This is a genomic window from Polaromonas sp. P1_G2, assembly GCF_056405515.1.
Genome location: NZ_JBFUBY010001260.1, coordinates 1 through 434, shown reverse-complemented (window position 1 = coordinate 434; position 434 = coordinate 1). Strand labels below are relative to the sequence as shown.

Sequence of the window (434 nt, the reverse complement as noted above, 5' to 3'; positions counted from 1 at the left end):
ACTTAGACCTGTCCGACAAAGATTTTACTTACCGCTATATATATAATGCGTTTCTCCGCAACATTTATCAAGGCAAGGATACGGAGGACAGTCTACTTATTCTACAAGAGGAGATGCCTGGTACGATAGCTGAAGCTTTTGAACTCTCAGGCTTAAACGCGGAGGAGATATACATTATATTTTCGCGAGGAATTGATAATATTGAAAATAATAAATTATGGGATACTTACAAGGAAAACGTATATGTGCGGGAGGCGAACTCGCAATAGTAATTTTTACTGATCAGTCCCGAGGAAATGTTCGCCGCCGGGGCAAAAAGTCTACGCTTAGCCACGCTGTAGATAATGACTAACCTCTATACTTTCGACTATCCTTCTGGAAGCAGTTGCCAAGAACGGAGAACGAAGCGCTTCGATTTGGGTACACCTCAATCG

The 434-nt window shown here is 42.2% G+C and carries 1 protein-coding gene; it reads left to right on the top strand.

Features of this window, described 5'->3' with window-relative positions; genetic code table 11:
- The coding region (locus tag AC1D0P_RS30050; protein ID WP_477680070.1) for a hypothetical protein at window positions 1-269 on the top strand (269 nt) is incomplete at its 5' end.
- Between the last annotated feature and the right edge of the window lie 165 nt (window positions 270-434).